The organism is Campylobacter sp. P091 (assembly GCF_002138935.1).
GTDB lineage: Bacteria > Campylobacterota > Campylobacteria > Campylobacterales > Campylobacteraceae > Campylobacter > Campylobacter devanensis.
Genome location: NZ_MJKZ01000002.1, coordinates 236243 through 250745 on the forward strand (window position 1 = coordinate 236243; position 14503 = coordinate 250745).

The 14503-nt window shown below is 33.9% G+C and carries 17 protein-coding genes; 9 read left to right on the forward strand and 8 right to left on the reverse strand.

Annotated elements, in window-relative coordinates; translation table 11 throughout:
- Positions 1-7 precede the first annotated feature (7 nt).
- Genes CIGNP91_RS03155 through gatC form a run of 7 tightly spaced genes read right to left on the reverse strand, consistent with a single transcriptional unit; the run spans position 8 to position 5682 of the window.
- On the reverse strand, positions 8-550 hold the full coding sequence (locus CIGNP91_RS03155) for a DUF1882 domain-containing protein (protein ID WP_086224370.1): 543 nt from the start codon (positions 548-550) through the stop codon (positions 8-10).
- A complete protein-coding gene (locus CIGNP91_RS03160) occupies positions 550-1794 on the reverse strand; it encodes a serine hydroxymethyltransferase (protein ID WP_086253358.1) in 1245 nt (414 codons plus the stop codon). Before CIGNP91_RS03160 ends, CIGNP91_RS03155 begins: the two co-directional genes overlap by 1 nt.
- A 9-nt stretch (positions 1795-1803) precedes the next feature.
- Entirely contained in the window at positions 1804-3291 is a 1488-nt protein-coding gene (gene lysS, locus CIGNP91_RS03165) for a lysine--tRNA ligase (protein ID WP_236847356.1), read from the reverse strand.
- Between the two features lie 3 nt (positions 3292-3294).
- Positions 3295-3762: a Fur family transcriptional regulator gene (locus CIGNP91_RS03170; RefSeq protein WP_086224366.1), complete on the reverse strand. Its 468-nt coding sequence runs from the start codon at positions 3760-3762 to the stop codon at positions 3295-3297.
- Positions 3759-4343: a CvpA family protein gene (locus tag CIGNP91_RS03175; protein ID WP_086224364.1), complete on the reverse strand. Its 585-nt coding sequence runs from the start codon at positions 4341-4343 to the stop codon at positions 3759-3761. The genes CIGNP91_RS03170 and CIGNP91_RS03175 overlap by 4 nt, the downstream gene beginning before the upstream one ends.
- A gap of 13 nt (positions 4344-4356) precedes the next feature.
- Complete coding sequence (locus CIGNP91_RS03180) at positions 4357-5391, reverse strand: type IV pilus twitching motility protein PilT (RefSeq protein ID WP_180380953.1); 1035 nt, start codon at positions 5389-5391, stop codon at positions 4357-4359.
- A 3-nt stretch (positions 5392-5394) separates the two neighbouring features.
- Complete coding sequence (gene gatC / locus CIGNP91_RS08575) at positions 5395-5682, reverse strand: Asp-tRNA(Asn)/Glu-tRNA(Gln) amidotransferase subunit GatC (protein WP_086224361.1); 288 nt, start codon at positions 5680-5682, stop codon at positions 5395-5397.
- Positions 5683-5844: 162 nt separating this feature from the next.
- Between gatC and CIGNP91_RS03185 the strand changes: the two genes are divergently transcribed.
- Genes CIGNP91_RS03185 through CIGNP91_RS03215 form a run of 7 tightly spaced genes read left to right on the forward strand, consistent with a single transcriptional unit; the run spans position 5845 to position 10866 of the window.
- Complete coding sequence (locus CIGNP91_RS03185; protein WP_086234723.1) at positions 5845-6402, forward strand: hypothetical protein; 558 nt, start codon at positions 5845-5847, stop codon at positions 6400-6402.
- Position 6403: 1 nt separating this feature from the next.
- Positions 6404-7405, forward strand: coding sequence for an L-seryl-tRNA selenium transferase (locus CIGNP91_RS03190; RefSeq protein ID WP_086253359.1), 1002 nt, complete (start codon positions 6404-6406; stop codon positions 7403-7405).
- A complete protein-coding gene (locus CIGNP91_RS03195) occupies positions 7405-7731 on the forward strand; it encodes a hypothetical protein (RefSeq protein ID WP_086227122.1) in 327 nt (108 codons plus the stop codon). Before CIGNP91_RS03190 ends, CIGNP91_RS03195 begins: the two co-directional genes overlap by 1 nt.
- On the forward strand, positions 7718-8344 hold the full coding sequence (locus CIGNP91_RS03200; protein WP_086224356.1) for a type III pantothenate kinase: 627 nt from the start codon (positions 7718-7720) through the stop codon (positions 8342-8344). Before CIGNP91_RS03195 ends, CIGNP91_RS03200 begins: the two co-directional genes overlap by 14 nt.
- Positions 8338-8952, forward strand: a complete 615-nt coding sequence (hisG, locus tag CIGNP91_RS03205) for an ATP phosphoribosyltransferase (RefSeq protein WP_086233260.1) — start codon at positions 8338-8340, stop codon at positions 8950-8952. Before CIGNP91_RS03200 ends, hisG begins: the two co-directional genes overlap by 7 nt.
- A gap of 14 nt (positions 8953-8966) precedes the next feature.
- Positions 8967-10070 (forward strand): metallophosphoesterase, encoded by a 1104-nt coding sequence (locus tag CIGNP91_RS03210; RefSeq protein ID WP_086253360.1) that lies wholly within the window; start codon positions 8967-8969, stop codon positions 10068-10070.
- Position 10071: 1 nt separating this feature from the next.
- Positions 10072-10866 carry a phosphatidylserine decarboxylase gene (locus tag CIGNP91_RS03215; protein ID WP_086253361.1) on the forward strand — a complete coding sequence of 265 codons (795 nt, stop codon included), beginning with the start codon at positions 10072-10074 and terminating at the stop codon, positions 10864-10866.
- Positions 10867-10879: 13 nt separating this feature from the next.
- Here CIGNP91_RS03215 and CIGNP91_RS03220 read toward each other — a convergent pair whose 3' ends face one another.
- Positions 10880-11659, reverse strand: coding sequence for a M48 family metallopeptidase (locus CIGNP91_RS03220; RefSeq protein ID WP_086253362.1), 780 nt, complete (start codon positions 11657-11659; stop codon positions 10880-10882).
- A 124-nt stretch (positions 11660-11783) separates the two neighbouring features.
- Here CIGNP91_RS03220 and CIGNP91_RS03225 point away from each other — a divergent pair, with 124 nt between their 5' ends.
- Together CIGNP91_RS03225 and murA are read left to right on the forward strand one after the other, a co-directional pair.
- The gene (locus CIGNP91_RS03225; protein WP_086232011.1) at positions 11784-13133 is read left to right on the forward strand and encodes a class II 3-deoxy-7-phosphoheptulonate synthase; all 1350 of its coding nucleotides are present in this window, start codon (positions 11784-11786) and stop codon (positions 13131-13133) included.
- 107 nt (positions 13134-13240) lie between these two features.
- Positions 13241-14500 carry a UDP-N-acetylglucosamine 1-carboxyvinyltransferase gene (gene murA / locus CIGNP91_RS03230; protein WP_086253363.1) on the forward strand — a complete coding sequence of 420 codons (1260 nt, stop codon included), beginning with the start codon at positions 13241-13243 and terminating at the stop codon, positions 14498-14500.
- Positions 14501-14503 lie beyond the last annotated feature (3 nt).

Consider the following 14503-nt stretch of genomic DNA (forward strand, 5'->3'; position numbering starts at 1 on the left):
TTATCCTTTACATATGTTTTGACCAGCTAGCACCACGCTCTTTTTGATAGAGCTCATATGGCAAGGCTAGAATATTATACTCTAATGGCATATCCATAGTAGGAAACATTCTCCACTCTTGAGGTAACTTTTGTGATAGCATCACTGATAGTTTATTAGCTATTTGACACCCTTCCATAAAGGTTGTATGACCTTTATGGACGTATAGATGTAAATGACCAGGGGTTTTGGTTTCATAAGCTGTGAAATTTATAAACCCCTCTTCTCTTAGTAGTAGCTGAGCCCTATGCCAAAAACGTTCAGGCATTCTGCCATTATAGTCAAAAACAATATTTTCAACCTTATTTAACCTATTGATCAAAGAGTGTGCTACAATTATTTTACGCTCAGCATGTTCCCTTTGTATTGCTAGGCTAAGCGGTTCATCTACTCTTTCAAATTTATCAAAAAAATACCTACCCTTATGCTCAATCTTTTTTACAGTTAGATCACGCTTGATATAGTAGTGATCTGTAATCATCTTAATAAGCGATAAATCCATACGCTGCATTAGAATGTCGCTTTATTATAGATGATAAATTGATGAGCTAAATCTTTTAATTCGGCTGCGATTTTGCGTTGTTTATCAAGATTATTTATATCATCTAATACATCAGCAATTCGATTTGCTATCAACTCAAATTCACCCTCTTTCATACCTCTAGCAGTAAGCGCTGGGCTACCCACTCTAATACCGCTTGTTATAAATGGACTTCTAATTTCGCCTGGGACTGTGTTTTTATTGACTGTGATTCCGGCATTGCCAAGAGCGATATCTGCATCTTTACCGCTAAAATCTTTATTTAAGAAACTAACAAGTACAAGGTGATTATCAGTACCGCCACTTACTAGATCATATCCACGGCTAATTAAAACTTCACCAAGTTTTTTGGCATTTGCTTTGACTTGTTTAGCATATACCTTCCACTCATCGCTTAAATTATGCTTAAAGCCTACAGCCTTACCAGCTATAACATGCATTAATGGCCCGCCTTGAATTCCTGGGAATATAGAGCTATTGATCTTTTTAGCAAATTCCTCATCATTTGTCATGATGATACCGCCTCTTGGGCCTCTTAGAGTTTTATGTGTTGTGGAGCTTACTACATGGCAATGTGGAAATGGATGAGCATGCTCGCCAGCTACAACTAACCCCGCTATGTGCGCCACATCAGCAAATAGATACGCACCTACGCTATCAGCAATTTCTCTAAATCGTTTAAAATCTATCTCTCTAGTATAGGCGCTCGCACCGCAAACTATCATCTTTGGTTTAACGATATTTGCAATATCAGCTACCTTATCATAGTTGATTCTACCATCTAGCTCAACACCATAAAAGAAACTCTCATAATACTTACCAGAGCTTGAAACCTTAGCACCATGAGTTAAGTGGCCACCATGGCTTAAATCCATACCTAAAATTTTATCACCTGGCTTTAAAAATGCACCATAAACACCTTGATTTGCTTGGCTACCGCTATTTGGCTGAACATTAGCAAATTCACAACCAAAGAGTTTTTTGCATCTATCAATTGCAATCTGCTCAATTTCATCTACAAATTCACATCCACCATAGTATCTCTTACCAGGATAGCCCTCAGCATATTTATTTGTAAGAACTGAACCCATAACTTCCATAACTTCAGGATATGTAAAATTCTCACTAGCAATCATCTCCAAATGATCGCACTGACGCTCAAGCTCTTTATTTAAAAGAGCGTAAATCTCTTTATCATAACTTTCTAAATTCATATTTACTCCTTAATTTTTTGGTTTCATCGCTGGAAATAATATAACATCGCGAATTGATTTTTTATTTAATAGTAGCATTACCAACCTATCAACACCAAGACCCCAACCAACAGTTGGTGCCATACCATATCCAAGAGCTCTACAATAATCCTCATCCATCTCATGAGCTTCATCATTGCCGGCATCTTTGCTCTGTATTTGAGCCTTAAATCTCTCATATTGATCAACTGGATCATTAAGCTCATTAAATGCATTTGCTAATTCTCGACCAGCGATAAATAGCTCAAATCTCTCTGCGATTTCAGGATTTTCATCACTTCTTCTTGAAAGTGGTGAAATTGAAATAGGAAAATCTGTTATAAATGTAGGATTAATTAGCTTACTTTCAACATAATTATCAAAAAGTTCAGCTTGTAAATGACCAAGATCTAACTTATCATTTGCTTCAAATTTATCCTCTTTTAATTTAGCCAATATCTTCTCTTTGTCGCTTATAATTTCTCTATCTAACCCACCAATTTCTACAAGTGCATCAAGATATTTGATCCTTTTAAATGGCTTAGAAAAATCGATATTTTGACCATCAAATTCGATTATTTTATCCAAATTTAATTTATCAAGTAGTGTCGCAAATAATTCTTCAGTAAGATCCATAACCTCAAAATAATCATGCCAAGCCCAATAAAACTCAATACTAGTAAATTCAGGATTGTGAGTTAAATCCATTCCTTCATTTCTAAAGCAACGATTCATTTCAAATACTGCTTCCATACCACCTACGATAAGCCTTTTGAGATAAAGCTCTGGGGCGATTTTAAGATATCTATCTACGCCTAATGCGTTATGATGGGTGATAAATGGCTTGGCATTAGCCCCGCCTGCTATCGGATGCATCATAGGCGTCTCAACTTCTAAAAATCCACGCTCTTCAAAAAACCTTCTAATGGTGCTAATGATGATTGAACGCTTAAGAAAATCATCTCTAACATCTCTATTCATAATCATATCTAGGTATCTTTGGCGATATCTTGTCTCTATATCAGTTAATCCATGAAATTTCTCAGGTAGTGGTGATATGGCCTTAGTAGCAAGAGTGATATGGCTTGCATGTAGGCTAAATTCGCCTGTTTGGGTGATAAAAGCATAGCCTTTAACAAGGATTATATCACCAACTTCAAGATTTTTTTTGAATTTAGTATAATCCTCCTCACCGATACTAGCTAATGAGTAATAAATTTGGATATTATCGCTCTCATCTTCTATATTGGCAAATGTTGATTTCCCAGCTACTCTTTTTAGTTTTATTCTACCAGATATAACTACCTCTTCTTGGGCTTTTCTCTCACCTTCAGGAAGTTCTTTTATATATCCAAATTTGCTCTTAAACTCAGAAATATTCATCTCTCTTTTTAAGAAATGCGGATAAGGGCTAACTCCCATTTGTCGTAGCTCATCAGCCTTAGCTAGACGAGTTAATTCTAATTCAGTGTCAAAAATCAATTAAATTCCTTTTATCTTTTGTTTATTGCATTCACTACAAACACCATATAGTTGCATAATATGGCCAGTAAGCTTAAAGCCATGCTCTTTAGCAATTGCTAGCTGGCGCTTTTCTATAATCTGGTCTTCAAACTCAACTATCACACCACACTGCCTACAGATCATATGGTCGTGATGAGGCTTATTGGCTAGTTCAAATTTCTTACCCTGGACACCAAAACTAATTGATGTTACCATACCTGATTCTTCAAGTAAATTTAGACTTCTATAAACTGTAGCAATACCAACATTTAGCCCTGGATGGCGTTCTTTGATATATAAATATAACTGCTCTGGGGTAAAATGCTCACTATTATTATATAATGTTTGTAAAAGTACTTCACGCTGTTTGGTATATTTTAAACCATTATCTCGTAATACCCTCTTAAATCTCTCTAGCAACGCATCATATTCAATATTTTCTATCATTGCTCCACCTTAGTTAAATTTTCTTCTACTCCCTCAGCGCTATCTAAAAGCTCAGGAACGACAATCTGACCACTCTCTACACTCTCTTTAACTTTACTAACATCCATTGCCATAATAAATTGACCAGCACTTAATAATATTGGATAAACCTTACTGCCTTCAAAAAATGGAGATATTTTTTGATTTAATACTGAAATTTTTGATACAATCGCAGCTAAAATAGCAAGAACTAAAAATATCTTTGCTGCTCCAACAAAAAATCCCAATAATCTATCCACAAATCCCAATCCGCTCATTTTTAACATCTTTGATAGTAGATTACCAAGCATCAAACATACAAACCAAAATACTAATAAAGCAAGCAAAAATCCAAAGAAAAATTCTGCCGAATCACTGAGTTGATATATATAAAGACTTATTAAATCTCCAACTAAATTTGCATTTCTACTAGCGATAATCACACCACCAATAATACCTATAAGGCCAAAAACTTCCTTAATAAGGCCATTTATAATACCCTTAATTCCTAAAATAATCACTACAGCGATAATAATAATATCAAACCAAGTAATAAAATCCATCAATTTTTCTCCATTAATTTAAATTTGTCGCATTAAATTGCATCGCAATATCTTTTGTTATTATATTTTCATCTAGTGCTTTTTGTATCTCGCTTGCCATAATTCTCATACCACTTTGCGAGCTACCAAGTTGCATTTGAGAGAGGATTTGATGAATTTTCCCCTCTCTTATTAAATTTGAAATTGCGATATTGTTTAGCATAATCTCAAAAAGCGCAACCCTACCTCCACCAATTTTTGGAAGTAAATTTTGAGAAATTACAGCTATTAATGACGAGGCTAAAGAGCTTTTGATATATGCTTGATCACTTGTAGCAAAACTATCTATTATTCTATTTATAGAGCTTACAGCTGAGTTTGTATGTAGTGTTGCAAAGACCAAATGCCCTGTTTGAGCCGCTTCAATAGTCATTGCCATAGTCTCTTTATCACGCATCTCTCCAACTAAAATTACATCTGGATCCTCTCTAAGAGCATATTTTAACGCTCGTGAAAATGAGCTTGTATCGCTTCCAACATTTCTATGCGAAAATAGTGAGTTTTTGCTAGTATGAATAAATTCTACTGGATCTTCAATAGTAATGATGTGTTTATTTTGACTTTGATTTATCTCATTTAAAATTGCTGCTAGCGTAGTACTTTTGCCACTTCCTGTAGCTCCAGTTATTAGAATTAGTCCCTTTTGTTTCTTAGCTAAATCAAATAATATATCGGGTGCGCAAATATCATCGAGTGTTGGTATCTCTAGCGGTATAGTACGAAATGCAGCTGAAAGCTCACCATTCATAGTATAATAATAATTTACTCTAAATCTACTATTGCCAAGATCAATAGAAAAATCAAGCTCTTTAAATTTTTTTAATTCAGCTTTTTGCTCTTCATCTATAAGTGGTAGGCAAATTTCTTCTATATCATTTGGTGTTAGAACTACATTTCCTGTAGAAACTAGCTCTCCATCAATTCTAATCTTTGGCATACTTCTAGCTACTAGGTGTAAATCACTAGCTTTCTTATCTATTACCAAATCAAGCAAAGATCTTATAGCCATATTCTACTCGATAATTTTTGGAACTTCAAAACTTTTGCCCTGTTTTTGTGGAGCATTTTGTAAAATTATATCTATTACATCACTCTTGCGTGGTTCATCATCTCTAAGTGGAGTTCCACCGCTTACAGTACTTACTGCAGCTTCTATGCCATCTAAATTTAACTCATTTAAAACATCAACAAAATCGACAATCTTGCTAAGTTGACCCTTAAACTCTTCACGCTTATCATCCGGAATCTTTAGTGCGCTTAATTTCTCTAATTTTTCAAGCATTTTATCATCAATTTGCACAGTTTCACCCCAAATTTAAAATTTTTGAGCGATTATATCATAAGTTTTCTTAGATAGAAATTATCAATATTAGGAACTTTTTAATAATTACCTTTTTATTTGTTAGATTTAAGATAATTTATGATAAAATTAGCAAATTTTTTATTTTTAAAGGATATTACTTTGGCAGTTAAAGAGAATATTGACTATATTAAAAATGAGATTAGCTCTCAAGAACAACTATTAGAAAGCGCTATAAAAAGTGAGAGATTTTTTAAACGCAATAAAAAGAGCTTTATCGCTGCAGGAATTGTTATAGTTATTGCGCTTGTTGGTTATAGCATATCAAATGCTTTACAAGAAGCTAGTAAAGCAGAAGTTAATAAAGCCTATAATACCTTAATAAATCACCCAGACGATAGTAATGCAAAACAAATTTTAATATCTAAAAACCCATCTTTATATGCTCTTTTTGTAATTAAAACAGCTGATTTAAACTCAACTACAATTATAGATGAGGCGATCAATTTAGAGATCGATCCGCTTTTAAAAGAAATTTTAGTAAATTTAAAAGGCCAAGAATCGGCTAAAATTTTATCAAATTATAATGCTTTAATCGATGGTTATGAACTATTAAAAGATGGCAAAACCGATGCTGCAAAGGCTGAATTTGCAAAAATTCCTCTTAATTCACCACTTCAACAAATTGCTAAAAATTTAGAGCATTATCAAGGAAAATAGTATGAATTACAAAGCTTATATTCTATTATCTTTAATACTTTTTATACTTGTTGGTTGTTATACTAAAAGAGAGTATTATAAACCTGAGAGTGTATCTAGTAATATAGAATTTACTGGCTCATTAAGCTCAGCCATTCAACAAACTAGCAAATATGGTGCTGTATTAAAAAATGGTAGTGTGCTGCTAAAAAGTGGAAAGATTATAGAGCTAAATTTGCTTAAAGACGATAACTTTTTAGGAGAGTATCAAGATAAGCTTTTAGTTGCTAATATTGATGGCTCATTTAAAGTATTAGTTGATAAAGATGAGTATTATACAAATAAATTTAACACTCGCATAGTCTCAGCCTCTATAAATGATAATCATCTAGCTGCTCTAAGTGCTGATAATACTATATACCTTATTGATATGATTAGTGATACAATTCTTTTGGAGTATAATATCGGTATAGCCTATGCAATCGATGCAAAGATGGCAAATCCAATATTTCTAAACTCAATTATAGTATACCCAACACTTGATGGTAAAATTATGATTGTTGATAGAGCTAATGGAAGAATTTTACGTGATGCAGTTGTTAGTAGTGAGCCGTTTTTTAATAATATTATATTTCTTGATTTGCTAGGCGATAAAATGTTTGCAGCGAGCGCTACAAAATTTATGGCAATTGACCCTAATGGTGTTAAATATTATGATGGCCAAATAAAAGATGTTTTAATTTACTCTGGTAAAATTTATATTTTCTTAAAAGATGGAGTGGTAGAGATTTTGGATTTGGAGCTAAACAAAATTGGCAGTCAAAACTTTAAATTTGCCATATTTGCAGGTGCAATTCCACAAGATGATAAGCTATATATCTTTGAAAAAACCGGATATATGTTTATAACGGATCTAAATTTACAAAATATTCAAGTAATTGAGCTAGACTCAGAAATTAGCAAAAAAAGCTTCACAGGTGCGGACGCTTTCTACTATGATAATGAGATATTAAAATTAAAATAATGGATAATAGAATTTGTAATATTTTTAACCAGCGTAAAATTTTACTTAAAAATTTACGCACTCTTGATATTAAAGAATTTAGTAAAAAGCGTAATTATCAGCTATTTTTAGGAATAGATAAAAGCGGATTTTATAATCTTATCTTTTTTAGGGATTCAAAAAGTAGATTTGTGAGTAAAGAACTTGAGGAGCTAAGAGAAATTAGCGAACTTGTTAAGAGGAAATTTGATACAAACATAGTTAAATTTGTACTTTTTTACAGCTCGCCGATCTGTTCAAAGGTTCTAAAATCAAATTCAGATTGGAAATTTTATGATTTTATGTGATATTGGAAATACAAATGCCTCATTTTTTGATGGTAGAAGAGTTTGGAATTTAACCATTGATGAATTTATGGCTTATGAGCCAACAGAAAAAATTTACTACATTAATGTAAATGATAAAGCTGAACAAAAACTTTTAAACCATTTATTTATCGATATTTCATCATATATTAAGTTAAATAGCACATATATTGGTTTAGGCATTGATAGGGCTGCTGTATGCTATGCTATAAATAATGGCCTAATTGTAGATGCTGGAAGCGCTATAACTCTTGATTTAATGGCAAATGGTTGTCATATTGGTGGTTTTATAATTCCTGGGATATCTACAACGCTTAAAAGTTTGCAAAATATCTCATCACGACTAAATTTGCCACTAAATACAAATATAGATCTAGATTGCCTACCACAACGCACACAAGATGCTATCAGCTATGGAATAATCAAACCAATTGTAAGTTTAATTAGCGATTTTTCAAGCCAAAAAACTATATATTTTACTGGCGGAGATGGGGAGTTTTTGTCTAAGTTTTTCTCTCAAGCTATCTATGATAGAATGCTAATATTTCGTGGTATGCAAAGAGCGATAAATGAAAATAAGGAGATTTTATGCTAAGTGTAGCATTACCAAAGGGTAGAATTGCTGAGCAGACTTTAGAAATTTTTAGCAAAATTTTTGGAAGTGAGTTTAAATTTGAAGATAGAAAACTCATTATGACAAAGGGTGAATTTAAATTTCTAATGGTGCGAAACCAAGATATCCCAACTTATATCACCGAAGGTGCTGCTGATATCGGTGTAGTCGGACTTGATGTATTAGAAGAGCATAGATGCGATGTGCTTAGATTGCTTGATCTTGGACTTGGGCGATGCAAGGTTTGCATTGGTATTAAAGAAAACCAAAGACTAGACTATAGCAAACCAGAGCTAAAAATTGCTACAAAAATGCCAAATATTACCAAAAATTATTTTGACCAAAAAGCGATTGCAGTTAAGATTATTAAACTTTATGGTTCTATTGAGCTAGCTCCACTTGTTGGACTTAGCGATGCTATTGTGGATATTGTTGAAACTGGCACTACAATGAGACAAAATGGCCTAAAAGTAGCCGAAGAAATAATGACTAGTAGCGCTCATTTGATTGCTAATAAAAATAGTTTTATAACTAAACGTGATGAAATTTTATCACTTTATCATCAGATAAATAGTATAATCCAAAACTAAATTTAAGGCAAAATATGAATCCATATATTTTTATTCCACTATCTACGCTAATTTTTTTGGGAATAAATTTATATACTTATAAACGTCTTAAACAAAACTTGATATTGGTCAAATTTAAATGGAGTTTACGAGTAATTTTTGGGTTAATATTTTTATTTGAAGTAGCCTATTTTATATCTATTAAAAGCTCTCCACTACCATCGCTAATCTATCAGATTTCTATCATCTGTATTGGCGTGAGCTTTATGCTTTTTTGTACCATTTTACCATTTCATATTGCACTACTTTTTATTAGTAAACTTAGTAAAAATTCTCAAAAAATTGCCAAATTTATAATAGATATCTGTGTAATTTTTGGCTTTTTTATATATATTATAGTAGGTGCTTATAATGCTAATTTTAACACTATTATTACTACCAAAGAAATAAAGATTAAAAATCTTAAAACTCCGCTAAATTTAGCCATAATTACTGATGTGCATATCGGACAATTTTATCAAAAAGATTTTATGGCCAGCCTTGTTGATAGGATAAATTTACTCCGTCCAGATGCTTTGCTAATCGTAGGCGATTTGGTTGATTTAAAAAGCGATGAGTTAAAAGACTTTCTTGAACCACTCAAAGGTGTTCAGAGCAAATTTGGTACTTTTATGGTTGTTGGAAATCACGAATATTATCATGGCCTTAGTGGGTTATTGGATAAATTTAAAGAGCTTGGAATTAAGGTTTTAGAAAATGAAAATCTTAATATTGGTGGAGTAAATTTAGCTGGTGTTTATGATATTACAGGCTTTAAAATGGGTGAGTTTGTTCCTGATTTTGTCAATGTATTTAATGGCATTAATCCAAATTTACCTACAATTTTGCTTACTCATCAGCCTCGTTCACTCAAATATTTAAAACGTGATGTAGATCTAGTTATTTGCGGACATACGCATGGTGGGCAGATTTTTCCATTTTCGCTCCTAGTATGGCTAAATCAAAAATATGTCTATGGATTATATAATATCAATAATAATATGCAATTATATGTTAGCAGTGGTGCTGGGCTTTGGGGGCCACCTTTTAGAGTTGGATCAAATAGTGAAATAGTATATTTAAAGCTTTTAGGAGATTAATATGGATTATAATAAATTTTCAAACTACTTTGGCCTGATAGCGCACTATAAATTTCCAAAATTACTTCAAAATGCTATAAATAACTGGTATGTTAAAAAATTTCAAATAGATATGAGTGAGTTTAATCCCATTAGTAGCTATGATAGCTTAAACGCCCTATTTACAAGAGGGTTAAACTCTCCAAGAGTGCTTGGTGATGGATTTGTTTCACCAAGCGATGGATTGTGCTTGGAGTGCCAAAAAGGTGATAATCTAAAAGCTTATAGCATCAAATCCAAAAGCTATAGTGTAGATGAGTTACTAGGTAAATCTCTTGAAAAAGGCGAGTTAGATGGTGAGTTTGACTATCTAAATATCTATCTATCACCACGAGATTACCATCACTATCACGCACCTTGCGATATGGAAATTATAAGTCTAGACTACACCCCTGGAACGCTTTTTAGCGTAGCTAGAAGCGCCCTTTTAAAGCATGATAATCTATACGCTAGAAATGAAAGAGTTGTATTAAAAGCAAGATTAGCTAATGATAAATTAATCTGGATGGTATTTGTAGGCGCTTTAAATGTAGGAAAGATGAAATTTGATTTTGAACCAAGAGTTAGCACCAATTCAAATTTATCTCCCGCTTTTTATAATTACAATAATTTAAGCTTAAAAAAAGGCGAACATATAGGCAATTTTGAGCTAGGCTCAACCATTGTTATAATCAGTCAAAATGGTGCTATAAACTACCAAATAAAAAGAGATATGACTCTAAAACAAGCCCAAAGCATAGCCCAAATAATAGGCTAAATTTTTGGCTAAATCAACTGCTAGCTTTTAGCTTAGCTGCTAGGGCTTGTAAATTTTTTATCCTATTTTCATGACTTGGGTGAGTGCTTAAAAACTCCAATCCGCCATCGCCTGAATGCTCTTGCATCTTCGTCCATAATGACGCTGCACCATCTGGATTAAATCCTGCCATATACGCAAGCTCTAGCCCTATTTCATCGCTCTCATTTTCATGCGAACGACTAAAAGGCAGAGATATCCCCACATTAGCAGCCAAATTCGCAACTCCTAAAATAGTATTATCCACCCCAAAAACCGAAGCTACATTGATTAATCCACTCTTTATCATCTCTTGGCTTTGTTGCTCTCTTACATGCTCTCTTAAGGCGTGAGCAATCTCGTGAGCTAGGATAAATGCTATCTCATCATCATTTAAATTCAACTTCTCTATAATCCCTGTATATACAGCTATCTTGCCACCAGCCATACACCACGCATTGATAGTATCACTCGTAATTACATTTATCTCCCAATTCCACTTTGTGCTATCTTGTCTAAAATATGAAGTTTTAGCAATTAATCTATTTGAGATATTTTTAACTCTATTTGTAAGTTTTGGGTCTTTATTTAGAGTATTTGACGCTTTTGCTTTTTGTATCACCTCGCCATAAGCTTTAGCAGATGCTTCATTTATCTCATCGCTAGATATCAGCATTAGCTGCGTTCTATCAACTTCTGAGCGACCTACATTTGTGGTATTTTGCATACAACCAATAAAAAATATAAGAGCAAATATCAATATAAATTTTTTCATATTTTTCCTTAAAATTTATTTTGGTGATTCTACCCAAATTTATCTAGTAAAATCCTAAATTTGCTAGAATTTAAGATTTATTTGGCTATAATCACGCATTTTATAGAAATTCAAAAGGTTAAAAATGAGTAAATGGAATAAAGATAGTTGGAGAGATTATAATATTTTACAACAACCGGTGTATCCCGATACTAGCAAGCTTAGAGAGTGCGAAGATAAGCTTAGCAAACTACCACCACTTGTATTTGCAGGTGAAGTTAGAAATCTTAAAGATGAACTAGCTAAGGTCACTCAAGGTCATGGCTTTTTACTTCAAGGTGGAGATTGCGCTGAGAGCTTTGCTAACTTTAATGCGGTAAATATTCGTGATATGTTTAAGATTATATTACAAATGGCGATTGTCCTTACCTTCGCTGGTGGCTGTCCTGTAGTCAAGGTTGGTCGTGTAGCGGGTCAATTTGCTAAACCTAGAAGTAGCGATTATGAAGAGATAAATGGGGTTAAGCTCCCTAGCTATAGAGGCGATATCATAAATGGATTTGAATTTAATGAATCAGCTAGAGTCCCAGATCCTAAAAGAATGATAGATGCCTACTATCAAAGTGCATCTACGCTAAATCTTCTAAGGGCATTTTCACGAGGTGGATTGGCTAATTTACATGAAGTCCATAGATGGAATTTAGGATTTGTAAAGCGAAGTGAATTAGATGAAAAATTTGAAAAACTCGCTTCTGAGCTTACAAATGCTCTTAAATTTATGGAGGCTTGTGGGGTTACAACTTCTAATACCCCAACACTAAGCGAAACCAAATTATACACTTCTCACGAAGCACTTTTACTTCCATACGAAGAGGCTCTTACAAGGGTTGATAGTTTAAGCGGAGATTGGTATGACTGCTCTGCTCACATGCTTTGGATAGGTGAGAGAACTAGAGGAGTTGATGATGCTCATGTCCATTTCTTAAGCGGAGTTAAAAATCCAATCGGATGCAAAATCGGCCCAAATGCCACAGCTGATGATGTGATAAAATTAGCCAACAAACTAAACCCAAATAACGAAAATGGCCGCCTAAATATCATCATCAGAATGGGAGCTGATAAGATAGAGAGTCGCTTGCCAAATATCTTAAAAGATATTAAATCCGAAGGCCTAAATATCTTATGGAGTATTGATCCTATGCATGGCAACACGGTAAAAGCGTCAAATGGATATAAGACTCGTGAATTTGATAATGTTTTAAGAGAGGTTAAGAGCTTCTTTGATATCCATCACGCTTGTGGCACCATACCTGGGGGCGTCCATTTAGAGATGACAGGTCAAGATGTTACAGAGTGTACTGGTGGAGCATTTAAGGTAACTCAAGAGGCTCTTGCTAGTCGCTATGAGACTCAATGCGACCCAAGACTAAATGCCGATCAAGCCTTGGAACTTGCCTTCTTAATCGCAGATGAAGTGAAAAAATCTCGCTCATAAGCTATGGCCTTTGCCATAGCTTTTATTGATATAATTTAAATTCCAAATAACTATATAAGCATATTTTTGGTATAATCCATCACTATTTTTTACACAAGGTGATATATATGGATTATCTACAAATCAAAAGATCAACAAATTTAAAAGGCAAAATCACAATTAGTGGCGCCAAAAATGCTGCTTTGCCGATAATCGCTATGACAATTTTAGCAAAAAATAGAGTAACAATCCAAAATACACCTCAAGTTGCTGATATAAAAACATTGATAAAACTACTACAAAATTTAGGCGCTAAGGCTGAATTTAAAAACTCAACCCTACAAATAGATACCACAGATATAAACTCCACAAAAGCGACATACGATATTGTCCGCACTATGCGTGCTTCAATTTTAGTCCTAGGGCCGCTACTTGCTAGATTTGGCCATTGTGAAGTCTCGCTTCCTGGAGGGTGCGCTATTGGGGCTAGACCAATTGACTTACATCTAAGTGCTTTAGAGAAAATGGGCGCTAAAATTGAGATAAAAGATGGCTATGTGATAGCCGATGCCAAAGATGGATTAAATGGAGCTAATATTGTTTTTGATAAGATCACAGTTACAGGCACTGAAAACATCATAATGGCTGCGGCCCTAGCAAATGGAGTTACTAAGATATTTAACGCAGCCAAAGAGCCCGAAGTCGTCCAACTATGTGAAATTTTAAACCAAAATGGCGTCAAAATCGAAGGCATTGCAACAAGTGAGCTAACAATACACGGAATAAATAGAAATCTTATAAATTTAGATGAAATCACAGTAATACCTGATAGAATAGAAGCTGGAACTTATATGTGTGCTGTGGCGATTGCTGGTGGGGATGTTACAATAGAAAATATAAATCCAGATCACCTAGTAACGATCACTTCAAAGCTTTGTGATATGGGAGTTGAGTGTAAGCTTAGCCAAAATTCAATAAGAGTAATTAGCGATGGCAATTTAAAACCATGTAATATCATTACAACCGAATTCCCCGGCTTCCCTACCGATATGCAAGCGCAGTTTATGGCTCTAGCATCTATCGCTGATGGCGTATCTAGCATTGATGAGAGACTTTTTGAAAATCGTTTTATGCATGCTAGTGAGTTATCTCGCATGGGCGCTGATATAAAACTAAATGGCCATATCGCTACCATAACCGGAGGTAGTTTAAATGGTGCTGATGTTATGGCAACTGACTTAAGAGCTAGCTCAGCACTCATCATAGCAGCCCTAAGAGCGAATGGAACTACAAGAATTCACCGAATTTACCACCTAGATAGAGGTTATGAGAATTTAGAATCCAAACTCACAGCAATCGGAGCTGATATAAAAAGATTAAAAGAGTAAGAT

Coding starts and splice junctions, on each gene's coding strand:
- CIGNP91_RS03155 (WP_086224370.1), bottom strand. CDS start 550: ATGCAGCGTATGGATTTATCGCTTATTAAGATGATTACAGATCACTAC.
- CIGNP91_RS03160 (WP_086253358.1), bottom strand. CDS start 1,794: ATGAATTTAGAAAGTTATGATAAAGAGATTTACGCTCTTTTAAATAAA.
- CIGNP91_RS03170 (WP_086224366.1), bottom strand. CDS start 3,762: ATGATAGAAAATATTGAATATGATGCGTTGCTAGAGAGATTTAAGAGG.
- CIGNP91_RS03175 (WP_086224364.1), bottom strand. CDS start 4,343: ATGGATTTTATTACTTGGTTTGATATTATTATTATCGCTGTAGTGATT.
- CIGNP91_RS03180 (WP_180380953.1), bottom strand. CDS start 5,391: ATGGCTATAAGATCTTTGCTTGATTTGGTAATAGATAAGAAAGCTAGT.
- CIGNP91_RS03190 (WP_086253359.1), top strand. CDS start 6,404: ATGAATTACAAAGCTTATATTCTATTATCTTTAATACTTTTTATACTT.
- CIGNP91_RS03195 (WP_086227122.1), top strand. CDS start 7,405: ATGGATAATAGAATTTGTAATATTTTTAACCAGCGTAAAATTTTACTT.
- CIGNP91_RS03200 (WP_086224356.1), top strand. CDS start 7,718: ATGATTTTATGTGATATTGGAAATACAAATGCCTCATTTTTTGATGGT.
- hisG (WP_086233260.1), top strand. CDS start 8,338: ATGCTAAGTGTAGCATTACCAAAGGGTAGAATTGCTGAGCAGACTTTA.
- CIGNP91_RS03210 (WP_086253360.1), top strand. CDS start 8,967: ATGAATCCATATATTTTTATTCCACTATCTACGCTAATTTTTTTGGGA.
- CIGNP91_RS03215 (WP_086253361.1), top strand. CDS start 10,072: ATGGATTATAATAAATTTTCAAACTACTTTGGCCTGATAGCGCACTAT.
- CIGNP91_RS03220 (WP_086253362.1), bottom strand. CDS start 11,659: ATGAAAAAATTTATATTGATATTTGCTCTTATATTTTTTATTGGTTGT.
- CIGNP91_RS03225 (WP_086232011.1), top strand. CDS start 11,784: ATGAGTAAATGGAATAAAGATAGTTGGAGAGATTATAATATTTTACAA.
- murA (WP_086253363.1), top strand. CDS start 13,241: ATGGATTATCTACAAATCAAAAGATCAACAAATTTAAAAGGCAAAATC.